Below are 21,287 nucleotides of genomic sequence, written 5' to 3'. Positions count from 1 at the left end.
TTAAGAAATTTTATCGTAATATTTTGCTTTCTGATTTTGAAAGAATACAAGAGATATTGATGTACCGCGGATGGTATTAATATTTAAGTTAGCCTGCATTTTATTACAAAGCTCATTCATTAACCTTATACCATGTAGCGTATCTTCGTCTTGGAAATTGTTTGGTCTGAAACCGATACCATCATCGGTAATTGAAAGGGTAAAACGTCGGTTATCGAGGTGTTTGAAGGCAATCGAAATTGAGCCCGATCTGCCATCAGGAAAAGCGTATTTGAGGGCATTGGTTAATGCTTCGTTCAAAATAAGTCCCAAAGGTATTGCCTGGGCAACATCAAGTTCTATTGGATCAACTTCCAGCTGAAAACGAATTTTTTGTGCATTAGCAAAGCTATCACGAAGATAACCAACCAGTTCCCGGATATATATGGACACCTGTATGGTGGTAATATTGTCAGATGCATAAAGCTTTTGATGTATCAGCGACATCGCCTGTATCCGGTGTTGACTGTCCTGAACCGCAGACAACGCATCATTTGCCAGAAAGGCAGCTTGTGATTCCAGCAGGCTCATCACAGTATGTAAATTGTTTTTGACCCGGTGATGAACCTCCTTTAATAGTCCCTGTTTTTCCTCTAAAAGTTGTTCAAGCGATCTGTTTTTTAAGTATACTTCAAATCGCTGGAGTTGCAACTTTTCATTACTACGTTTGTTTTCAAGGAACTGATAGCAGAGCAGGCCAGCGATTACCAGAAGCAAAACGACTCCACCAGAGGCGACAATCCGGACATATTGACTTCGCCTTAACTCAACCTGTTTAAGTTCACCCTGTTGAGTGAGAGAGTTAATACTTGCATCCTTATTCCTGGAATCATATTGAACCTGCATAAAAGTAATTTGTTTTGAGGCTGCAAGAGTTAAATTGGAATCGGATTTTTCCTTAAATAGCTGGTAGTTTTTGATTGCAGATTTGTAATTTTTATTCAGGGAATCTAATCTAAAGTTAATCAAATCCAATTTACATAAAAAGTACATATTTCCCTTCGAAGGTAAAAAAGGTTTCACCTTGGCAAGATATAATTTTGTTCGGCTCTGGTCTCCCAGTCCGGAATAAAATTCTGCGATTCTGAGGTAGGCAAATGGTATTTCAGCATATATAAATTCGGGCGGGAATTGCTTAGCCATTTCGGTAAACAGGTCGAAAAAATAGGAGGCACGTCGATCTTGTTTTAAATCGGCGTAACAATAACCCCGGACAAGGTACAGGTTCATTTTGTCAAATAAGGTAAGCGGAGGGAACTTATTCTGGATTGGAGTCAAAAATTCCAGTGCCTTCTTGCCTCCATAATATTTAATCATTTCACCCGCGCAGGCAATGAAACTTTTATACCAAAAAAGCTGAGTTTCTTTTGACCGGTTATCAATTGACTTCAGATAGTATGTCAGGCCTTCTTTTCTATCCATGTGAAAATAAATGCTGGCTAACCTGGGGTAAAAAAGAGCTGAAAATTTAGTATCGCCAGTCTTTTCCATCGTCTTTACAGCTTCCAGCGAATGTGCCAAGGCAGAAACATAACTGCCTTGAACGTCATCGATATATCCAATCCCGTTTTCGGCGAGATGAGTGTGTAAAAAGCCTGAGGCCTTCTGCAGCCGGATCAGTTCCAAATAATTTACCCTCGCCAATTTCCAGTCTGAAATGAAGTATTCGACGATGATATTTGAGAGAATTTCAATTTCCTTGGTTTTTAACCCAGCTTGCTTACAGAGAGTCTTGGCTTTTTGCAATGAGCCTATTTTATCACTGTGTCTCATCGGCAGGTTAATGGCTTGATTAGCGGCTGCCAAAGCCGTGCCCTTTTTGTCGTTTGCACGGACATTAGCCAACACAACATTGGAGAAATACCTTTGGCTGATTAGGATCTGACCGGTCTGGGTATGGTATTTAGCTAACAGACTGAGACATTCATTTTTCCACAATGGCTTGCCTGATCGGATTGCCAGTCTTTGTGCCTGGCGGATATATCTCAACGATTGATCAAGATCTGTTCTTACAGTACCTGGTTTGAACAGATAATAGGTGCCCAATTGTATTGCCAGACGAATCTGGTCGTCACCGGCCAATCTATTGAACTGCAGTTTTGCTTTCTCAATAAGACCCGAATCAATCAGGCTCTGGCCGGAAGAAATTCTTCCGTTGTCGTATCCTTCATTATATGGCAGCAATCTGCTGAATTTGTATGCGTCACACGATAACAGCATCGCGCTGTCCAGGTCTATTTGTCCCTGGCACATCATATACAAGTTAATTCCGGTGCTGATTGCCAGCAAACGTTTGTTTGAAATATCATACTGATCAACAACCTTCTCCGATATAGACTGACTCAGACATGGTAAACAGCTGATCAAAATGAAAAGGAAAGCAGATAAACTTCGAACCATAGTTTTAAACTTTTTTTATTCCCCATTAGAATCTTTCAGATAAGAAAATCTGGCCAAAACAAAACTGTTGCCTTACGCTTAATTCTGGCTGAACGATCATTGATAATCCTACCTTAAATATATCTCTGACGGCTAATGTAGGAATTAAAAGTATTTGTTTATCAGTATGTTAGCTATAAATTTATGTGCAACTGATACCTATAAATGTACATTGCCAGACAACTTTGGCCGGAGTAGTTTTGTCTCTCAAAACGAATTCGTTCGGCGCTGAAATCGGAAGCTGATGCTAAGCACTGGTATGATTGATCCCACCTTCTGAGAAATGTTGTACTTATCTCCATGCAGTGTTGACCGACCATGAGCGGTGACACATACTGAATAGTAGTAATAACCAATCCCCACAATAAATTTTCAATTAAACAAACAAGTAATGGAAGAGTTAGTAAAACTACAGCGCAGCTACTTCAACAGTAATGCAACGAAACCTGTTGATTTCAGGATTACACAATTACAAAAGCTTTATGATCTGATCCTGCTTAATGAAGACAAACTCGGTGATGCGATTCATAAGGATTACGGCAAAGCCAAATTTGAAACATTTTTGACCGAGCTTTACATTGTTTATGACGAATTGAAGACCGCTATCAGCGAACTTAGTGACTGGGCGCAAATCAAACCCATCAAAACCAACCTTCTGAACGAGCCTGCCAAAAGCTACATCATTCCAGAGCCTTTGGGAGTAAGTCTGGTAATCGGGCCATGGAACTATCCTTATCAACTTTCCCTCGGCCCGGTTGTGGCTGCGATTGCGGCAGGCTGCACAGTCATTCTCAAGCCAAGTGAGCTCACAGCTCACAGCAGCGGACTGGTAGCAAAACTGATCAACGAAAATTTTGATCGCAAATACCTGGCGGCAGTTGAAGGAGGAATTCCACAGACAACAGCACTTCTTGAACAGAAATTTGATGTTATCTTTTTTACAGGAAGTGTTCCGGTTGGTAAAATCGTCTACCAGGCCGCTGCAAAGCACCTGACACCGGTTATTCTGGAACTGGGAGGAAAGAGCCCTGTAATTGTTACGGATGACAGTGATCTGGAAATTGCCGCAAAAAGGATGATATGGGCTAAATTTATCAATGCCGGACAGACCTGTATTGCACCAGATTATGTGTATGTGCACGAGCAGGTTCAAAAAGAGTTTCTTGATAAAGTGGCTGCGGAGATTATTGCAGCAGATTATAGTATAGCGAATGAGAATTTTGTGAATATTGTCAATGAGCGTAATACCTCGCGGGTTTCCGCGCTGATCGATCCATCAAAAGTATTTGTGGGTGGTCAGTATGATATAGAAAAGCGGTTTATCGAGCCGACAGTGATGACGGGTGTTACTTGGGAGGACAAGGTAATGCAAGAAGAAATTTTTGGACCCATTCTTCCAATTTTAACGTATGACGATCTGGATTGTGTGATCGCCGCAATAAAGGAACGTCCCAAACCTTTGGCGCTTTATCTTTTTACGAAGGATGAAACAATCAAAGAAAAAGTGCTCAGCGAAGTTTCTTTTGGAGGCGGATGTGTCAATGAGGCGCTGATGCATATTTCCAACGGTGATCTGCCGTTTGGTGGAGTAGGGGACAGTGGTATCGGAAATTATCATGGGCAAGCGGGATTCAAGGCTTTTTCGCATTACAAAAGCATTCTCGACAAGGAACTTGTATCTGACCCGGATGTGAAATATTCCCCGCATACGGAAGCGAAACTAGCGCTTCTTAAATCTGTCGTCGCCTGATTAGTAAAATTATATAGATAAAATGCAAAGCGCAATTCGACTTTAAGGCATAAGCCGAGACGGATTGCGCTTTTTGTAAATTAATAAGTTATGAAAATTAAAGCAGCAGTTTTAGAAGAGGCACATGTGCCATTTGTAATAAAGGACCTGGAACTGGATACGGAACTGCGGTCGACCGAAGTACTCGTAAAAGTAGTGGCCACAGGACTTTGTCATACGGACCTGGCTGTACGTGATCAGCATTTGCCTGTTCCTTTACCCGCAGTTCTGGGCCACGAGGGGGCTGGCATTGTCGAGAAAGTCGGAAGCAGTGTAACCAAGGTAAAGCCAGGTGATCACGTTGTACTGGCACCTTCGAGTTGTGGTAAATGTGATTACTGCCTTTCAGGTCATCCGGCTTACTGCAAGGAACTTTTCAGGTTGAATATCGCCGGGCCGCGAACAGACGGATCCTGCCCATACCACGACCATGAAGGGCGTCAGCTTGGCGGATTTTTCTTTGGTCAGTCCTCTTTTGCTACCTATTCACTAACAAGCGAAAGCAATGTTGTAAAAGTACCGCAAGATGTGCCATTGGAAATACTGGGTCCGTTGGGCTGCGGAATGCAGACAGGTGCCGGGACAGTGCTAAACGTACTGAATCCAAAAGCTGGCGAAAGTCTGGTAGTTTTTGGTGTAGGCCCTGTTGGGCTAGCCGGACTAATGGCAGCTAAAGCGGCCGGTTGCACGACCATTATTGCAGTCGATGTTCACGACAACAGACTGGAATTTGCCAGAACCGTCGGTGCCACGCATACGATCAACAGCAGGAGTCAGGAGGCCTCTGTTTTTATCAAACAACATATTTTGCCAGACGGTGTGCATTATGCGCTGGATACTACGGGTCGAAATGAAGTGATCAATCAGGCCGTTACATCATTGAAGGTACGGGGTAAATGTGCACTGGTGGCTGTTTCAGCTTCCGCAAAACTTGAAGTTGACAACGCAGCGCTCTTCGTCGGAAAATCCATTGAATATGTTTTAGAAGGAGACGGCGTTCCGGATCTCATTATACCCCGACTGATCGAGTTGTATCAAAAAGGACTTTTCCCTTTTGATAAGTTGATCCGGTTCTATGAATTGGAAGATATCAATCAGGCTGTTGAGGATTCGGAAAGCGGGATTACGCTGAAGGCGGTTATTCGGATGCCTCGTTAAGAAATTCCCTGCTATCAGCGTCACTGGTAGCAGGGAATTTCTTTGTATTGTGAATAAAAATTCAATACCTCATATTCCAAAACAAATTATTGTTATACTCCGCAACAGCCCTTCGAACTTCCTCGGTTGCTTCGGAATCATTGCCGGTTAAGGTCGTCTGAGAAGACCAGACAGATTTCCTGGCAACTTCTGATCCCTGCGCATCTTTTTCTTCGGTGCTGCCATTTTTTGTCAGCGAAGTTTTAGGTTGGTCTGTGTCCTCATCCATGTCGTTGCTGATAAAAATATTCATAGATTCCCTATACCTTCACTCTTTCTACAACCATTTTGCCCGTTGTATAATCTGTTCCCTGCAGCTCTATATATTCCACTTTGGGAGATATTGGAGTACCGCCTGTAATACGAATAAATACCCGCTGCAATGCACATTCCTTGTCATTGATGGTCGTTCTTACTTGGTACTTGTTACTATCGTTTTTCTTTAAATGTAATGTTCTACGCGGATAAGCCACGGATTTTATCTCGAAATGATCTTTGCCATCAGCTTTGACCGTAATGCCGTACGCATACTTCTTTTGAAGGTAATTGAGTTCTTTACGGCTTCCATCTCCCGCATATCTTACCCAGAATATCTTAACCGGGTCCTTTTCGTTTAAGAGTCCGTTCTTGTCCAGGTTAAGTGTGTAGCAGATCGTATTAGAGTCAGGATCTCGTTGTAAATAAAATAAGAGGTTCGGTATTTCTCTGGGAACCGGTAAGGTGTCCATCAGAAAGGATTTCGCCAGATTTTCCTTTGGCAGTACGTTGTAACCCAAGCCGTAAATGGATAACAAACCTATCATGATTAATGCTTTCATGGTTTTTACATTTAAGATTTATTAAAGGTCTGAAATAACCGGAAAGGCCGAAATAGACAAATGAGGTCTTTTGTTGTATGATTGTAAGGTAGTTACTGATATTTCGCCCGGTCTAATCAAAACTCAAAACCAAGTCTTAAAGTAATTCTGGGAGATTCTTCGTCATTTTCTTTCGGTATGAATGCACCCACCGAAAAGATAAGAATATCAATCGGAGCGAAGTAAATGCCACCACCATAGCTGTAATGCCAGTTGCCTGTTTTGTCATTGTCCAGCCATACTCTGCCATAGTCAAAACTGCCATAGCAGCCGAAGGTGAACGGTAAGGTCGGATTATAACTGCTGCCGAACTTCACACGAAGATCCGTGTTATGCCAAAGTGTACTTTTGCCGTAAAATCTTTCCGTTCGGTATCCCCTTACACCCAGCTGGCCGCCAATTGTAGGCATCTGGAAGAATTCATAACCTTTTCCAAAATTCAATCCGCTGCCCACGCGTGAGGCCAGTATAAAGTTTTCCCTGGCATCCAGACTTTTGTAGAAAGTTAATTGTGTATTTAAAGAGGTGAAGTTTTTATTTTCTTTCAGGTTGGCGGTCCAGTTTGCATCTGAATGAAAACGGATACCTGTATGAGGAGCGAAGAAATTATCTACATTGGTGAAATCAAAAATGAATTTTGCCCCGCTGTAATATTTGGTTTTAAAAATGTCATTAGAAAGTCCGGTTTGATCACTGGTGATATATCTTCCGGATGTTGATTCAATATCCGAGATTTCCAGAACCGGACCAAAAGCAAAAGATCCGGTGTTGGCTGCAAAGCGTTTTTTTAAAGCAGGAAAGACTTTAAAGCCGGTTTGTCTTACGCGGTAATAATTAGGGTCCGTTACAGTCCGAACCGTTGCATTGCCCATGCCGGCATAGTTAAAAGCATAAGTAGGACCATGGTAATAGGAATCAATATAGAAATCAAATTTTTGAAAAGCATTAATGAAATCGGCTGAGTAGTGAATCTTAAATGCTTTGGTCCCGAAAGCGTAACTGCCTCCAAAGCGCTGTGAGGAAGAAAATGGCTCTTTTTTGAAACCATATTTGGTCATATTGAAGTTGGCACCCAGTAAAAAACCGTCATCGGGGTTGGCGCCAATGATTGGAACAGGTAAAGTAATGTCATATTCTGAATCGGAGCCGCGTCTGTCGTAGACATTAAAGCGGTATAAGGATGTGCGGTTGTCTTTCGTTTCATTCCCTGCTAAAACTGTATTTTGCTTTAAATCATCATAAACCAGAGTCTTTTTAATACCTGCTGAAATAGCGGAACTGTCGGCAAAAAAGTCATTGCCAGAGCCTCCGATCAGCCTGACTTTGATTCCTTTGTGAACATTTCCTGTCACGACAAACTGGTCGTTCGCGCCGTTGCCGTAAATATTGATCTCTTCTGTAACAAGGTGGTCAAAAGTCCGGTTGAAAGTTGGCTGTTTAACTGTACCGTCTTTTCTGATCTCAAATATTTTAACCAGAGTATGCTGTTCGTCAATGCGTTGTACTTCGATCCTTTCCCGTTCATCTGTGCCCAATACATTGACATGTTTTCCAATAAAGTCATAATGCGCCTTTGCGATTTCCAGCAGATTGTCCCGGCGTGCCTTAACACTTTTGATCAGATGATCTGCCGTCAGATCATATGCCTTAACCGGCCAGTTTAAGAATGCATCCTCTATATCCTTATCGGTTAGTTTGCTCTGGACATACTTAACCTGCTGCTCCCATTGCTGCCAATCCAGTTCATTCAGGAAAGTACGGTCAAAAAGTCTTGCACTCCACGTGTTCCATTTGTAGTTTTTGATCTGTGGTCCGTATGTTTGAAGCTGGTGTAAAAAAGGCATAGTGAAGCCCGCTATACCTGTCAGAAAACCATCGTATTTGGAAAACGCCTGGTCACGGTCGCGGGGAATCGGGCGATATAAATGGGAGCCGTCCGCTTGTTTGATGTCAGCCCAAACCCATTGGTCATCGTGGCGGTCCCAGTCACCGACCAGGAAATCCAAAAAGCGGGTCCTTAGCGCCCACGAGGCGTCCACTTTGTGGTTGTTATTCAGAAGCATTTTTTCGATCAGTTCCGGCGTATTAATGATATCATCCGGATTTCCAAAGTCGGGATTATTTTTCCATTTTTTTCCTGATGGACGTTCCTCCACCAAAGCTACACCGCCTGCAAACGACTGATTGAATGCCGCCAGCCCTGGCTGAGCGGGAATATAAAATAACTTCGGATTGGTATGATAAACGTCAATGGCGGCGGCTAGTCCCGGAATGGCCAAAGGTGCAAAAGGATGCGTAGACAGAAAATTGTCTTCTGCCAGATATTTGGCCGCGGTCATTTTGTTAAAAGGAAATGGCAGCAGGCGGCTTACGTCCTTGGTCATGCTACGGAAGACATATTCTTTCCCAATCGAATCACGGACACGCAAAGAATTGGTCTGGTTGCCGCCGCCTTGTTTCAATGGTGTCAAGCCACCCTTATAAGTGGCCAGATCAAGAACAGGGAACGGATATTTCTCCAGATATAATTTTCGGTTGTGTTCTCCAAGCATGAAATTGTGAAACCTGCCCGAAGGTTTTACCTTATTGATAGTGATGGGTTGCGATGAAGAATCGGAATGCATCTCATACTGTGCAAAGCTTATCTGCGAATCTTCTTTCACACTTGGCAAGGCATTCTTTATTTTCTTTTGAAAAACCATTTTGGCCTTCGTTCCATCTTTATTTACATGCCAGAACCGGGTCCAGGTTTCGCCGTTCTTATAAAAGACAAGTGTGCTAAAGCCTGGATTACCTGAAACGAATTCAGCTCCTTTTCCCAGCCTGACCGGACTTACCTTTGATCCGCTGCCGCTAACGATAAACTTTTGACCGGATCTTTCGATGTATTCCAGCGCATGTTCGTGTCCGCTGGCAAAAATAAAGCTCCCGTTTTTGCCCGTGCCCGCCAGCAGTGATTGTCTCAGGTCCCGGTAGTGTTTGTTTGGCGAATCCTGCCTTGATCCAATCGTGCTTCTGAGCAGCACACCAAGACTACCGAGCACTGGCAGTGGAATATATAGTTTCGGATTTAAATCTACCAGTGGAAATATATGCTGGCGCAGTGTAGAACCGCCGCCGTGGGGGCCATACGTATAAGCAGGATGGTGCATCGCTATAACAACATTCTTATTTTTGTATTTGCGAACCATGTTTTCAAAAAGGAAAGTAAATGTTGCACGGTTTTTGATGGTGCAGCCCTCGTTGATTTTGTAGTCTTTGTCCCAATCGGCCAGCCACCATTGCGAGTCAATCACAATAATGACCACATTGTCGTTAAGCTCAATAGCTTCCGGACCCGAGCAGTCGTCGTCAGGTAGAAAATAATTAGTAAAGTCTTCTCCGCTTGCTTTACGTTTGTTGCTGAGATAATTTTCAATAAAGTCCTCCTGACGTTTTAAACCTTCTTTACCCCAGCCGTTCCAGTCATGGTTGCCGGGAATAAAAAGCGGTTTTCCCTTAAAGTCGTCGAGCGTTTCGAGTTGGGATACAATCCGGTACTCAGCTATTTTTCGTTTTAAAGAATCCTGGACAGCAGGCATGCCTTTATCGTAAATATTGTCTCCCATGAAAAGCAGAGAAGTGTTTTGTGTTTCTGTTGCCAGCCGGGACTTTAGAAATGTTAAGACCGGCGCTGCGTTTTGTGGTGTTTGATTTCCGGCGTCTCCGACCAGATACATCGTATGAACAGCCTCCAGGAGAGAATCGCCAGGTTGTGAATTCCAGTCTTTGGCCGCACTGCTGTACTGAGGCTTATAACTTGAGCACGAAGAAACCAGTATTAAACTGGTCAGAAGCATTGAAAGCCTGATACAAGTCTTCATCATATTTTGTAAGTAGAATGTTTCATGTGCTAAATAGTCACTTAGGTTTGCGCTCAAATTTTAGTATGTTCCCCAGCGTCAGGTCGTCCCCTTCATTTGAGATATATAGGTTTCCAATTTTGTCAAAGGCAATTCCTTCCGGCTGATTAAAAAGATTTCCCGTCAACGGGAATGCTTCTTTAATTTTCCATTTCGAATCTGTTACAATCAATAATTTATTCGAAGCGGAAATGATAAACCATTCATTAGATAGCGGGTTTTTAGCCAGGCCAGATGGTCGAAACCCTTCTTTGACTTTACCTTTGTACTCTTTTATACCCGCTACATCAATTTGAAATGGGGAAGAAACATACAATGAATCTCCAAGCTCTATAACGTAACCGGAAGTTGTGTTCCAGGAATAATCTGCATCACACTTTTTGCAGAGCACATAAAGCTGGTTATTGAACTGATCGGCAAACATGCCTTCGTACTCACCTTTGGGAAGCAAGGCTCTTATCTCCCTAACCTGATCTACCTCGTCATAAATAGCATCTGAAAAAGGGAAAGTAAACAGGCTACCATTGCTTTTCAATACAATTACATGGCCGTTTGCAATGGTGACATCTTCGTAATCTCCCTGTTTGCCAAATTTGGCATGCAGCTGCTTGGGAACATTCCAGCCTAGTCTGAAAACTTTTCCTTCTTCGTCGTTGATTGCATAAATGGTATCACTTTTTTCGTCATTAAACGCAATGCCGGATATTTCCTGGAGACTTTCGGGCATGTTAAATTTTTCCGGTTTATTAAGGTCAAAGTTTGCCAGAATACCAGTTGAGTTTTTTTTGTCTTGCTTTTCTTTCCCCTTCTTTTTTAATTCACAACCTACTAACGAAAGAGAAATTAATAGTGAAGTAAGCAGCAAAACCTTTCTCATAGAATATTTATTTTAATCGATTTACAACTAACCTCAAATCATATACGCAGTGTTGAAATCGCTTTACACGTTGATTGCCGCAATGAGAAATGCGATGACGGCAGCAATAATTCCAAACATGAATGTGCTGTAAGCTGCGCGCAGATGCTTGTATTTTTTTCCTAACACAGTTCCCTGAGCATAAATGTCCCGAATCAAATTGCCATACAAAAATTCCCGGTTATTCATCATCATCTGCATGGCGTTTGAATACGTATCGAAATCCATTTTGAAGAAATTTCCGAAAAACAGCAGATTCACTTCTTGTGATTCAATTTGCTGTGGCGAAAAAACTCCTTTGGGCATTGACGGCCTTGTCGCCAGGATTGAAAACACCATACATGATACACACACAGCCAATAAAATCAGAGTCGGTATTATAAATGTCGGATTATCTTCAAGCTTACGAAGCAGAATACTGAGCATGACCGAAATGATAATTGAATTAGCTGTGATCATGATATGAGCCTTATTATCGGCCATGTCGCTCAATCTCTGATGATTGTTGGAGGTGATCCTAAACATGGTTTCAATACCTCTTTCGGGGCGTTTAGACATTACTTTTCTAGCTTTCCAGTCACTTATGTCCGTATTTTTCACCATCAAACTATTTTCATCGTTTTTTTTTTCGCGTCCTTGAATGCTTTCTTCTTTAGTTTATCAAGATTGTTTCGTTTGCCCTCTGCCAGTAAGTGCTGACAGAAGGTTGTTTTGAATTGGTGAGATTCCAGGAAGGTGATAGTCTGCTGCTGCCAATCGCCCTTTGATATTTTTTTTCCAGAGACCCACTCGGCTTCCTTTCGCACCAGTTTGTTTTGGTCAAAAAAATCTTTTGTTCCCAAATGGTACAAATCAGCGTCACAAATGATCTGAGACAATAGCTCCTGTGGCTTCTCCCTTACCGAGGTTGCGGATATGCACTGTGCAACCGACTCTACAGTTTGCTCGCTAAGTCCTTTTTTGAGCAGATACACCTTTGCCTTCTCAGCTCCCCGATTCTCATGGCCTTCCACCGGGCCGGACAAGTACCCGGAATCATGAAACCATGCTGCAGCCATTACAATAAAATGCTTGTCAGCCTCCAGTTGATAATGTTCACTGATTCGGGCCGTATACTTAACCACCTTTTTGGTATGATTCAGGTTGTGAAAAATAAGTCCCTGTGTATTGGCATGCCGAAAGTCTTTGGCAATTTTCTTCTTTACTTTGTCCAACAGTTTGATAAAGTTCATATGGTTTTGGATCACGCTCTTGCCGTGGATAAGTTTATTGCTGTTCTACGGAGGATACTGCGGAATTCTTTTGCTACCCGGTTTATTTCTTTTTTGCTGATACCTGCGTATTCGAGTTCAAGAAGTTTACGTTGTGATGGGTCCAGCGTTTTTAACTTCCAGTATTTGGGGTGACTATATCCTATTGATGGCCGGAATTGAGCTTCGTTTGGATCTTTGATGAGTACATTCAATTCTACTTCAGGATCAGTATTGGTACCCGTTGTCATTTCGCAGGCGGTAACTTTCACGAACCGCCCGGTTTTTAAGGTCAGTATTGTTTCATGTAACATTTTCATGGGATATCTGTTTTAAGTGAACGAAGACCAAGGCCATTATTCTAAAATCGGCCGTTTTACAAAATCGGAAATGTATTGAGCGACCAGCTGTGGATATTGATGCTGAGGACCGTGGCCTGCCTGAGGAACAACGATGAGCTGAAGACTTGGGATCTGACCGTTTAGTGCAAACCAATTTTCAGCCGGGCAGGCAATATCCCGCGTTCCTGACACAACCAGGATGGGTGTTTTAAGGTCTTTCAATTTTTCCAGCGTACCGGTTTTATCTTTTATATATTCGCCTATTCCCAGGAAATATCGGCTCCAAACCTTTTCGGGAACAGCGACATCGCGGTCTGTTGTTCTCTGCTGAATTCGTTGTCTTGATCTTTCGGCGGTAGCGCGGCTTAAAGCAGATGTGGGTTCAAAAAATAAAACTGTCTCATCCTTTAATTCGTAGACAGGCTTGGAGGACACCTCCATAAATAAATCCGCAGTCGCTTTTACTGGTTTTCCGGGAGGGGAAGTCCCAATGAGTACCGTATGTGTGACAAGGTCGGGGTAAAGAACGGAACATACCTGCGCGATCATTCCTCCATATGACCAGCCACCAATTGCGAATTTGTTAAGTTTTAGAAAGGCTGCGAGATCTTTAATGTCATCGGAGATGACTGCAAAATCAGTTGATAACTCCCCGGGCGATAAGCCAACGCCAATATAATCGAATGTGATTACCTGAAAGGTTTTAGCCAGCTCATCAATAAAAAGCGGATCCCAATCATCGAGAACAGCCCTATATCTGGTACATAATATAAGTGGGGTTCCGCTACCCACGGACCGGTAGGCAATTTTCTTATTATTAATTTCAGCAAATTCAGTTTTCGCGTCCACTGCTTTAATAACTTGGTGAGATGACGACGAGTCGGGCACCGACTCTATCTTATTTTCACCGGTTGACTTGCAATGCTGGAGTAAAGTGAGCGATAAAAGCGTTATCGCGACTTGGCTCGTCAATCTTAAAATCCTGTTCATGATTTGTACTTTTAATGACTGGATCAAAAGTAGCGGAGTGTAGCAAGCGGTTCAATGTCTAAATGTTTAGAGATGTTGTACAAATCATGCTGGTTTGTGGAAGTGAGCGGTTTAAGTAACAATGACTGCTTTATACGAGCCTGACAAATGGTGCAAATTTTGCCGGAATTATGAAATTGTTGAAAGGGTGATTAGATAGTTTTTAAATGATATTCTTGTCGAAGAATTCAATCTTTACACTTTCCAAACGACTGACCTATGAGATTACTTCTGACTGCTTCGAAAATTACACCAAACACATTTTAGTTAGTCAACATTTTTAATTCCCAGTTTTCTGATCTTTGAAACCAAGGTGGAATATGGTAGATTAAGCATCTCAGCTGCACCTCCGGGACCGGAAATTTTTCCCTTGGCTAATTTCAAAACCTTCGTGATATGATCAATGTCATTCTGTTCCATTGTTTTGATTTTCTCGGTAGGCTGATCCTGTTGAATAGTTGTTGACTGATGATAAGGCAGTTCAACGGATTTAATGGTTTCATCAGGGGCAAGCAACACGCTTCTTTCTACCAAGTGTTCCAGTTCCCGCACGTTACCCGGCCAGCTATATTGAAGTAATTCTGCCATTGCCTTTCCGGTAAATCCTTTGATATTTCTATTCAGTTTTTTATTGAAATTGGCAATGAAAGATTCTGCCAGCAACGGAATGTCATCTTTACGCTCGCGCAGTGGCGGTACCGTTATGGGGAAGACATTTAAACGATAAAAAAGATCCATCCTGAAATGGCCTCTTTCGACTTCTGCTTCCAGGTTCTTATTTGTTGCAGCAACTACCCGCACATTGACTTTAATACTGGCTTTACCACCCACCCGGTCAATTTCTTTTTCTTGCAGTACACGTAATAGTTTAATCTGAAGGTCCGATGTCATTTCACCGATTTCGTCAAGAAAAATTGTTCCGCCAGATGCCTGTTCAAATTTGCCAATCCTCTTTTCGTAAGCTCCTGTAAACGCGCCTTTTTCATGACCAAATAACTCCGAATCGATAAGTGATGCTGGCAATGCTGCACAGTTTATTTTAATCAGGGGTTTAGATTTTCTGGAAGACATATTATGTATACAGTCCACTACCCGCTCTTTTCCGGTACCGCTTTCACCTAAAATTAGCACAGAAGTATCCGTGGGTGCAACTACCCGAATCATATCCAGTGTATGCTGCAGCTTCAAGCTTCTTCCGATAATTCCTGGCAAAACTTCGGGTCGCGAAAACAGTTCCTGAGATAATATTTCCCTCCGCGCGGCAAGCTTTTGTTTCTGTTCATGTAGATATGCCGCAATATCAAGAGTAATTAGTACGTCTTTTTCACGAAAGGGTTTTACCAAAAAGCCGTAAGGCTCCGTTTTTTTTGCTTGTGAAAGAATTTCCTGGTTTGAATTGGCAGACAAATAAACGAAAGCAATATTCTGTTCGCGAAGCCAGTAAGCCAGGTCAATGCCGGTTTGAGGTCCTTTTAAAAATATATCTATCAATACCAGATCAGGACGGGTTTGCTCTGCGGTTTCGATCGCCTCTATGACCGACATAGCAATTTCAAGAACTAAATAACCTGCCTTTAGAAGTATTCTTTGGAGATTACTCGCCTCAACATAATTATCCTCAACGACTAATATTGTTTTATTCATAGGGTTATGTAGTAATCTCAGGTAAGGGCAAATATCGAAAAAATGAAAATACGAAAGCTCTAATGCTTTTGTATTCAGGAAATTTCATAAATTTATTTGTCGAATTTATTCTTTATCATTCAAATTTGCAATCTATCATTATATAAAGATTGCAACAATGTCACCGGAAATATAAAACTGAATGAGGTCAAAAGAATATTAGTGATCAGGCTCAGCAGAAAATATTCAAAGGCATTCCAATTTGATTAGCAAATGCCTGACGTAAAAGTGCGCCGGATCGCATACGATTTAAGTAATAGACTTTACCAGTCCGTATTTGAAGACCTCCAAATTTTCTCGCAATGATTCGAAATCTCAAAAGAAAAATCACACTTCGGAATCTGGTATCGATATGCCTGTTCATCGCACAAAGCTCATCTATAAACGGTCAGGCATTTCGAAATGCCAACGTTGATTATTACAGTACGGAAATGAAACGATTGCTGGCGCTGGAAACAGGATATTATATCAATGGAGCCACTCAGGGCCAAGTTGATGTAGATAGTGCAATGATCATGGCTTGTGAAATGTATAGTCTCAGCCGGTTGCTTCCATACAACGAAGGATATGCCAACGTTGGAGATTCTCAGGGTGAAAGGCTTATTTCCGCCGGTAAGATTCACCAGGCAAAGAAGCTTCTGAAATCAGAAACCGGGCCAGACAAGGTGCGACTGCTTTTCGACCTTGCAAATTATTATCTTTTCAGGCCGGGCTCTTCCAGTGGTGATCTGGATAGCACGCGCGTATACATGGATCAGGTTGATAAAATTACATCAGAAAATAAATATAAAAACTGGTACAACGAAGTTTTGAAACTGAAAGGAAAGTTTTATTACCAAAGCGGGAATATTTCCGAAAGCCAGAAATATTTTGAAGAAATAGTAAAATCCTGCAAAAATTCGAATGACGTCCCCGGATTGGCAAATGCCTTGATGAACCAGGGTGTATTTCTTCCTTTCAATGCTCCTGGTAAGCTTGCTTTGTTTCAGCAGTCTTTGGCCTTGTGCCAGAAACACAAGCTGAAAACTCTGGAGTTACAGGTAATTGCCCGAATAGCAACCATACATTTTGTTACTGATCTGGCAGCCTCGGAACAGGATTTACTGGCGTTCCTGAAACTGGGACAACAAGTGGGATTTCGACATCTTCAGTACACGCACAATGTGCTTGCGTATTTATATATTCAAACGACAGACTATGTAAAGGCAATGGACCATGCCCAACAGTCCATAAAATATATGCGCCAAACAGGCGATTGGGTTTTGCAAAGTTTTTATTATATGCGTATCGGAGATGTGCTTGTCAGGCTAAACCGAACCAAAGAGGCGATGGCCTGGTTTGAGAAATCTCTTGAAGGACCCCTTACAAGGCAAACACAGGTTTTTTGGTACAAAAGCTTTTTGTCCAAATCCAGACTATTTCTTTACGAGAACCGTCCGGCCGAAGCGGCGGCATTTGTTAACAAAATCACTGCGTCTTTCCCGCCGGCCAGTATCTTTGACCACATGCAACTGGCATTTGTCAAAGCGGAATTTAATGCCTCGCTGAACAGGATACCTGAAGCTGAGCAAGAATATAAACGCTTTCTGGCTGTTGCCGACAAATTTCCTGCCGAGCACATTCATAACGAGTTCCCCAACGTGTTTATCCATCTTTCGCGCTTTTATTTCAACCAGAAAAACTATGGGCAGTCGCGTTTGTTTGCTCAGAAGTGCTTTGATCTTTCAACCAGGCAACAGTCCGTTGGAAATCTTTCTTTAAGCCATCTGATGTTTTTCAGGCTGGATTCGGCCGCAGGAAATTATGTCTCTGCTATCAGAAATTATGAAAAATATAAGATGTTGGCTGACTCGACTTCAAATATTCGCCAGCGGGAAAAATATGATGAATTATTGGTAAAATATGAAACGGTAAAAAAAGATCAGAACATAGAATCATTACAGCAGAGCGGTGTTGTTCGCGAAGCTCGTCTTCGTCAGTCTGACTTTGAGAAAAAGCTGACTTTGGGCGGCATTTCCATACTGTTGATTTTTTCCGGGTTATTATTCAGGCAGTTCCGCGCTAAACAGAAAAGTAACGTCAGATTAGAGCGACAGCAAACGGAGATAAGTCAGAAAAATGATGCACTGCACCAATTGGTGGAGGAAAAAGAATGGCTTTTAAAAGAAGTTCATCACCGGGTAAAAAACAACCTGCATACGATTGTAAGTTTGCTCGAACATCAGTCTGATTTCCTGACAAGCGATGCGCTGGCGGCAATCCGCGACAGTCAGCACCGGGTGTTCTGCATGTCGCTGATTCATCAGAAGCTTTACCTGAGTGAGAACGTGACCACCATTAGATTTCCTGAGTATGTAGGCGAGATGGTCGCTTACCTGGCCGAGAGTTTTAAAACACAGCATCAGATTATTTTTGATGTTAAAGTAGATTCAATAGATCTGGAAGTTGGAATTGCAATTCCGCTCGGGCTGATTTTGAACGAAGCGGTGACGAACTCGATCAAATATGCGTTTCCATCCAGGAGTGGAAAAATAGAAATCATAGGTACTTCTATGGCGGATTTTTACCAGCTCATTATTTCGGATAATGGAAACGGGCTACCTGACGGTTTTGACGAAACAAAAAGCAACTCGCTGGGATTCAGGCTCATGCGCGGATTAAGTAAAGAGATTGACGCAGCGTTTGAGGTATGCTCCGGCTTTGGAACCAAAATAATGATTACCCTCAGTCCCGAAACAATTGATTCACGTGTATTAACGCCAAAATTATAACCTTACCTGCTTATCTGAGTGCGAGCAACTGCAAATCCTGCGTCTCTTTGAAAGGGATTGCCTATCAGCCTGGAACACGGGTCAGGTGTAGTGTATAAATTTTTCAACAGTAAAAGCTGGAATGAAATGCTCCTGTACAAAAAAAATTTTGACAGCTTTCGGGCTTATTAAACGGCATCGCCATGGGGAACGTATATTATTTATCGTTGATTCGGAAATTGTCGTTGAGAAATAACATATAACCAAAAACTGTATTTGACATTTGCTTACCAAACATACCTGGAAGCGATGATCAAGTATTCAGCCACATGTTTTTGCCAGGTTGCCTCAATTGTTATTTCGATAAAGATTTCGCCAATTGTTGAAATAGCAACAAATTGATTTATCTAAGAATTTATTAAAATGCTGTCTGTCAGTGCTTTGAGTATTGGTATGGAAATGGTATATGAAGACTTGCGTCGACGTAATATTTTCTATCATCTAAACTTCCACTTGTATGAATACCGACAATTTGGTGCCTGTTGCCATTGATTATGCATTTGATCCTAACCTTTCGATCGCGGTTAAAGAATTTCTGAAGCCTTTGAACGGCGATGGTCCGGGGTTGGAAATGCTGGGTGTCGATACTGCCCGTAATGTGCTTGTGAATGCGCAGGCAGCTTCCGAGGTCGATCTTTCAGGAATTATTGAATCAGAAAGGACGATCAGTCAGGATGGATATTCCATCACTTTAAACATCGTCAGACCGGAAGGTACAGAAGGAATGTTGCCTGCATTTATGTTTATTCACGGAGGTGGCTGGGTTCTGGGCGATTATCCGACGCATAAACGTATGGTACGTGACCTGTCGGTTCTGACTGGCTATACAGGGGTATTTGTAAATTATTCACGTGCTCCCGAAGTGAAGTATCCCCAGCCTGTTTACGAAGTGCATGCAGCCGCAAAATGGCTGGCAGCAAACGGAGCGGAAATCGGTGTGAATGGTAGTAAACTGGCCATCGTTGGAAACAGCGCAGGTGGAAATCTGGCTACGGCAGCGACACTTCTTGCGAAAGAAAAAGGCGGCCCGGAATTCAAAGTACAGGTTCTTTTCTGGCCGGTGACCAATGCCTATTTTGAAACAGAATCATATCTGATGTATGGCAAGCAGCGTTTTTTGACATCTTCGCTGATGCAATGGATGTGGGATCAATATATAGAACCCGAAAAACGAGGTGAGATATACGCTTCTCCTCTCCGGGCTACTCTTGAAGAATTGAGAGGTTTGCCGCCAACATTGATCCAGGTTGCTGAAAATGACATTTTAAGAGACGAAGGTGAGGCTTACGGTCGCAGATTGGGAGATGCAGGTGTGACTGTAACAACCGTTCGGTATAACGACGTCATTCACGATTTCGGACTGCTTAATGGTCTGGCAGAAATACCTCAGACCAAAGCTTTGTTTATACAGGCAGCTGCGGAATTGAAAAAATATCTCAAATAATACATGATCACATAATATGTTGCAGTCGGCTATCAGCTTTCGGCAGTCGACAAAAGCACTAAAAAAGAACCTGCATCACTTTTAATTATTTAATTTAAAAACATGTCTACGAAAACCGTTTTGTTTGTTACCGGTGCGTTTGTTACGCACCACTGCTGGGATGAGTGGAAGGCCTATTTTGACCTTCGGGGATATAAAACGATAGCACCGCCCTGGCCCTTTAAAGATGCCACGGCTGCCGAACTTCGTCAGCGTCAGCCTCATGACACAGAGCTGGCAGATCTTACATTGTCCGAACTGATCGATCATTATGCAGATATTGCCAGGGCACTACCCGAAAAACCAATTATAATCGGTCATTCACTAGGTGGAATGATTACCCAAATCCTGCTTAATCGCGATTTGGCGGCAGCAGCTGTGGCGATTCACTCCGTGCCACCGCAGGGAATTATTCCTTACGAGTTTTCCTTTCTGAAATCAACCTGGGGAGCTCTTGGTCTGTTCACTTCGTTAAAAAAAACGTATCTGATGCCTTTTGGTACCTGGCAGTATGCGTTTGTCAATGAAATGCCTCTTGCCGAACAAAAAAAAGCGTACGACCAGTTTACCGCACCCGAATCAAAAAGGGTAGCACGGGGCGGACTGACCAGTGCGGCGGCGTTGGATTTTGAGAAGAAGCACGCTCCTTTGTTGCTTACTTCGGGAAGTCTGGACAATATTATACCGGCTCACCTGAACAATCGTAATTTTAAAAAATACAAGAGAAACGGTTCCGTACTTGAGTATAAGGAATTTCCAGGGCGAAATCATCACGTGCTGGCTCAGCCGGGCTGGCAAAACGATGCAGATTATGTCTTGAACTGGATCAATAAATACTGAGACCGTAATCTGGAAGGCCCATATCAGAACATTGTATGGAATATTTTAACAAAACCATTGAAGACTTACTGGAGAGTTACAGGCCTGCCATTGGCGCGGATTATGACAAATATAAAAATCACGTTTATCGCGTTTTTCTGAACTGCATTTTAATTGATCACGAAAGGGGAAATGTAGAGAAGTACGCCATTGCTGCAGTGTTTCACGATATAGGAATTTGGACAGATCGCACGATTGATTATCTATATCCTTCTATTGATCAGATGGAATTTTTTTTGGAAAATAATGGAAAGAGGGAATGGAACAATGAGATAACCCTGATGATTTACTGGCATCACAAGACAGGTAGGTACGACGGAAAATGTCAGCAGACGGTAGAAACATTCCGCAAAGCCGATTGGATTGACGTTTCCCTGGGATTGATAACTTTTGGTGCTGAAAAACATCAGATCAGGCAAACTCGAAAAATGCTGCCCAACCTGGGTTTTCATGTTTTTCTTGCGAAGAAGATATTCAGGAATTTTTTTATGCATCCGCTTAATCCTCTTCCGATGTTTAAATAAGCAGTCAGCTTTTCGCTATCAGCGGTTGGCAGTCAGCTTCAGCTTTGGGAAATATACAGTTACACTTAGTGGAAATATTTGCACTGGAATTGTCTGACAATCCGCGATGCCGAAAGCCGATCGGCTACTACCGATAGCCCGTAATTAAC

General features: G+C 42.4%; 16 protein-coding genes. 6 read left to right on the top strand and 10 right to left on the bottom strand.

Features of this window, described 5'->3' with window-relative positions; translation table 11 throughout:
- Positions 1 to 2,439 (bottom strand): sensor histidine kinase, encoded by a 2,439-nt coding sequence (locus E0F88_RS27140; protein WP_131961455.1) that lies wholly within the window; start codon positions 2,437 to 2,439, stop codon positions 1 to 3.
- Positions 2,440 to 2,869: 430 nt separating this feature from the next.
- Here E0F88_RS27140 and E0F88_RS27135 point away from each other — a divergent pair, with 430 nt between their 5' ends.
- Both E0F88_RS27135 and E0F88_RS27130 read left to right on the top strand, forming a co-directional pair.
- Positions 2,870 to 4,228, top strand: coding sequence for an aldehyde dehydrogenase (locus tag E0F88_RS27135; RefSeq protein ID WP_131961453.1), 1,359 nt, complete (start codon positions 2,870 to 2,872; stop codon positions 4,226 to 4,228).
- A gap of 90 nt (positions 4,229 to 4,318) precedes the next feature.
- On the top strand, positions 4,319 to 5,425 hold the full coding sequence (locus E0F88_RS27130; RefSeq protein WP_131961452.1) for an NAD(P)-dependent alcohol dehydrogenase: 1,107 nt from the start codon (positions 4,319 to 4,321) through the stop codon (positions 5,423 to 5,425).
- Between the two features lie 61 nt (positions 5,426 to 5,486).
- Here E0F88_RS27130 and E0F88_RS27125 read toward each other — a convergent pair whose 3' ends face one another.
- The 9 genes from E0F88_RS27125 to E0F88_RS27090 all read right to left on the bottom strand — a co-directional run bounded on the left by E0F88_RS27125 (position 5,487) and on the right by E0F88_RS27090 (position 15,403).
- Positions 5,487 to 5,717, bottom strand: coding sequence for a hypothetical protein (locus tag E0F88_RS27125; RefSeq protein WP_131961451.1), 231 nt, complete (start codon positions 5,715 to 5,717; stop codon positions 5,487 to 5,489).
- Positions 5,718 to 5,724: 7 nt separating this feature from the next.
- Entirely contained in the window at positions 5,725 to 6,282 is a 558-nt protein-coding gene (locus tag E0F88_RS27120) for a DUF4833 domain-containing protein (RefSeq protein WP_131961449.1), read from the bottom strand.
- A 116-nt stretch (positions 6,283 to 6,398) separates the two neighbouring features.
- Positions 6,399 to 10,187: a metallophosphoesterase gene (locus E0F88_RS27115; RefSeq protein WP_131961447.1), complete on the bottom strand. Its 3,789-nt coding sequence runs from the start codon at positions 10,185 to 10,187 to the stop codon at positions 6,399 to 6,401.
- 34 nt (positions 10,188 to 10,221) lie between these two features.
- Entirely contained in the window at positions 10,222 to 11,100 is an 879-nt protein-coding gene (locus tag E0F88_RS27110) for an SdiA-regulated domain-containing protein (RefSeq protein ID WP_131961445.1), read from the bottom strand.
- 63 nt (positions 11,101 to 11,163) lie between these two features.
- Entirely contained in the window at positions 11,164 to 11,697 is a 534-nt protein-coding gene (locus E0F88_RS34400) for a Pycsar system effector family protein (protein ID WP_229213929.1), read from the bottom strand.
- A 44-nt stretch (positions 11,698 to 11,741) separates the two neighbouring features.
- The gene (locus E0F88_RS34395) at positions 11,742 to 12,371 is read right to left on the bottom strand and encodes an HD domain-containing protein (RefSeq protein WP_229213928.1); all 630 of its coding nucleotides are present in this window, start codon (positions 12,369 to 12,371) and stop codon (positions 11,742 to 11,744) included.
- 11 nt (positions 12,372 to 12,382) lie between these two features.
- Positions 12,383 to 12,709, bottom strand: coding sequence for a hypothetical protein (locus E0F88_RS27100; protein ID WP_131961444.1), 327 nt, complete (start codon positions 12,707 to 12,709; stop codon positions 12,383 to 12,385).
- 36 nt (positions 12,710 to 12,745) lie between these two features.
- On the bottom strand, positions 12,746 to 13,720 hold the full coding sequence (locus E0F88_RS27095; protein WP_131961443.1) for an alpha/beta fold hydrolase: 975 nt from the start codon (positions 13,718 to 13,720) through the stop codon (positions 12,746 to 12,748).
- Between the two features lie 306 nt (positions 13,721 to 14,026).
- Positions 14,027 to 15,403 carry a sigma-54-dependent transcriptional regulator gene (locus E0F88_RS27090; protein WP_131961441.1) on the bottom strand — a complete coding sequence of 459 codons (1,377 nt, stop codon included), beginning with the start codon at positions 15,401 to 15,403 and terminating at the stop codon, positions 14,027 to 14,029.
- A gap of 341 nt (positions 15,404 to 15,744) precedes the next feature.
- On the opposite strand from E0F88_RS27090, the gene E0F88_RS27085 reads away from it, so the two are divergent.
- From E0F88_RS27085 to E0F88_RS27070, 4 genes are all read left to right on the top strand, one after another.
- Positions 15,745 to 18,213, top strand: coding sequence for a tetratricopeptide repeat-containing sensor histidine kinase (locus tag E0F88_RS27085; protein ID WP_131961440.1), 2,469 nt, complete (start codon positions 15,745 to 15,747; stop codon positions 18,211 to 18,213).
- 496 nt (positions 18,214 to 18,709) lie between these two features.
- The gene (locus E0F88_RS27080; protein ID WP_131961438.1) at positions 18,710 to 19,696 is read left to right on the top strand and encodes an alpha/beta hydrolase; all 987 of its coding nucleotides are present in this window, start codon (positions 18,710 to 18,712) and stop codon (positions 19,694 to 19,696) included.
- Between the two features lie 102 nt (positions 19,697 to 19,798).
- On the top strand, positions 19,799 to 20,575 hold the full coding sequence (locus E0F88_RS27075; protein WP_131961436.1) for an alpha/beta hydrolase: 777 nt from the start codon (positions 19,799 to 19,801) through the stop codon (positions 20,573 to 20,575).
- Between the two features lie 35 nt (positions 20,576 to 20,610).
- Positions 20,611 to 21,138: an HD domain-containing protein gene (locus E0F88_RS27070; protein WP_131961435.1), complete on the top strand. Its 528-nt coding sequence runs from the start codon at positions 20,611 to 20,613 to the stop codon at positions 21,136 to 21,138.
- Positions 21,139 to 21,287: the final 149 nt, after the last annotated feature.

The sequence above is a fragment of the Dyadobacter psychrotolerans genome, assembly GCF_004349265.1.
GTDB lineage: Bacteria > Bacteroidota > Bacteroidia > Cytophagales > Spirosomataceae > Dyadobacter > Dyadobacter psychrotolerans.
This window is presented reverse-complemented; position numbering and strand designations above follow the sequence as displayed.

Bases quoted from the DNA above. Each gene is read 5' to 3' on its own strand.
- E0F88_RS27140 (WP_131961455.1), bottom strand. From the start codon at position 2,439: ATGGTTCGAAGTTTATCTGCTTTCCTTTTCATTTTGATCAGCTGTTTA.
- E0F88_RS27135 (WP_131961453.1), top strand. From the start codon at position 2,870: ATGGAAGAGTTAGTAAAACTACAGCGCAGCTACTTCAACAGTAATGCA.
- E0F88_RS27130 (WP_131961452.1), top strand. From the start codon at position 4,319: ATGAAAATTAAAGCAGCAGTTTTAGAAGAGGCACATGTGCCATTTGTA.
- E0F88_RS27125 (WP_131961451.1), bottom strand. From the start codon at position 5,717: ATGAATATTTTTATCAGCAACGACATGGATGAGGACACAGACCAACCT.
- E0F88_RS27120 (WP_131961449.1), bottom strand. From the start codon at position 6,282: ATGAAAGCATTAATCATGATAGGTTTGTTATCCATTTACGGCTTGGGT.
- E0F88_RS27115 (WP_131961447.1), bottom strand. From the start codon at position 10,187: ATGATGAAGACTTGTATCAGGCTTTCAATGCTTCTGACCAGTTTAATA.
- E0F88_RS27110 (WP_131961445.1), bottom strand. From the start codon at position 11,100: ATGAGAAAGGTTTTGCTGCTTACTTCACTATTAATTTCTCTTTCGTTA.
- E0F88_RS34400 (WP_229213929.1), bottom strand. From the start codon at position 11,697: ATGTCTAAACGCCCCGAAAGAGGTATTGAAACCATGTTTAGGATCACC.
- E0F88_RS34395 (WP_229213928.1), bottom strand. From the start codon at position 12,371: ATGAACTTTATCAAACTGTTGGACAAAGTAAAGAAGAAAATTGCCAAA.
- E0F88_RS27100 (WP_131961444.1), bottom strand. From the start codon at position 12,709: ATGAAAATGTTACATGAAACAATACTGACCTTAAAAACCGGGCGGTTC.
- E0F88_RS27095 (WP_131961443.1), bottom strand. From the start codon at position 13,720: ATGAACAGGATTTTAAGATTGACGAGCCAAGTCGCGATAACGCTTTTA.
- E0F88_RS27090 (WP_131961441.1), bottom strand. From the start codon at position 15,403: ATGAATAAAACAATATTAGTCGTTGAGGATAATTATGTTGAGGCGAGT.
- E0F88_RS27085 (WP_131961440.1), top strand. From the start codon at position 15,745: ATGATTCGAAATCTCAAAAGAAAAATCACACTTCGGAATCTGGTATCG.
- E0F88_RS27080 (WP_131961438.1), top strand. From the start codon at position 18,710: ATGAATACCGACAATTTGGTGCCTGTTGCCATTGATTATGCATTTGAT.
- E0F88_RS27075 (WP_131961436.1), top strand. From the start codon at position 19,799: ATGTCTACGAAAACCGTTTTGTTTGTTACCGGTGCGTTTGTTACGCAC.
- E0F88_RS27070 (WP_131961435.1), top strand. From the start codon at position 20,611: ATGGAATATTTTAACAAAACCATTGAAGACTTACTGGAGAGTTACAGG.